Source organism: Peptoniphilus sp. oral taxon 386 str. F0131 (assembly GCF_000090945.1).
GTDB classification, from domain to species: Bacteria; Bacillota; Clostridia; order Tissierellales; family Peptoniphilaceae; genus Anaerosphaera; species Anaerosphaera mikwangii.
This window is the reverse complement of sequence record NZ_GL349428.1, coordinates 1-1,233: the sequence shown is the minus strand read 5'-3', so window position 1 is coordinate 1,233 and position 1,233 is coordinate 1. Positions and strand designations below refer to the sequence as shown.

The window sequence follows — 1,233 nt, the reverse complement described above, 5'->3', positions numbered from 1 at the left end:
AAAAAATACCTCGATTTCTCGAGGTATTTTTTATTTTATATTATTCAATTATTTTTGATACTACTCCTGATGCTACTGTTCTTCCACCTTCTCTTATCGCAAATCTTAATCCTTCGTCCATTGCGATTGGTGTGATTAGAGTTACTGTAAATGTTGAGTTATCTCCTGGCATTACCATTTCTACTCCTTCTGCCAATTGGATATCTCCTGTTACGTCTGTTGTTCTGAAGTAGAATTGTGGTCTGTATCCATTAAAGAATGGTGTGTGTCTTCCACCTTCTTCTTTTGATAGTACGTATACTTCGGCTTCGAATTTTGTGTGTGGATGTATTGAGTTTGGTGCTGCTAATACTTGTCCTCTTTCGATTTCTGTTCTTTGTACTCCTCTTAGTAGTGCTCCGATGTTATCTCCTGCTTGTGCTTGGTCTAGTTGTTTTTTGAACATTTCTACTCCGGTTACTACTACTGTTCTCTTTTCTTCTGTTAGACCTACTAGTTCTACGTTGTCTCCTACTTTTACTGTTCCTCTTTCTACTCTTCCTGTTGCTACTGTTCCTCTTCCTGTGATTGAGAATACGTCTTCTACCGGCATTAGGAATGGATGGTCTACATCTCTTGCCGGTTCCGGAATGTATCTGTCTACTTCTTCCATTAGTTTTAGTACTTTTTCTCCCCATTCTCCGTCCGGATCTTCTAATGCTTTTAATGCTGATCCTACTACGATTGGTGTGTTGTCTCCGTCAAAGTCGTATTCGTTTAATAGGTCTCTTACTTCCATTTCTACTAATTCTATTAGTTCCGGATCGTCTACTTGGTCTTCTTTGTTTAGGAATACTACGATTTGTGGTACGCCTACTTGTCTTGCTAGTAGTATGTGTTCTCTTGTTTGTGGCATTGGACCGTCTGCTGCTGAACATACTAGGATTGCTCCGTCCATTTGAGCTGCTCCTGTTATCATGTTCTTTACGTAGTCGGCGTGTCCCGGACAGTCTACGTGTGCGTAGTGTCTGTTTGCTGTTTCGTATTCTACGTGTGATGTTGAGATTGTGATTCCTCTTTCTCTTTCTTCCGGTGCTTTGTCTATGTGTGCGTAGTCTACGAATTCTCCGCCACCGAATTTTTTGCTTAATACTAATGTTATTGCTGCTGTTAATGTTGTTTTACCGTGGTCTACGTGTCCTATTGTTCCAATGTTTACGTGTGGTTTTGTTCTTTCAAATTTTGCTTTTGCCT

The 1,233-nt window shown here is 40.1% G+C and carries 1 protein-coding gene; it reads right to left on the bottom strand.

The annotated features are described in order from the left end of the window. Positions 1-40: 40 nt before the first annotated feature. Positions 41-1,233 (bottom strand): elongation factor Tu (gene tuf, locus HMPREF0629_RS07545; RefSeq protein WP_009222716.1); only part of this gene is annotated, 1,193 nt, incomplete at its 5' end.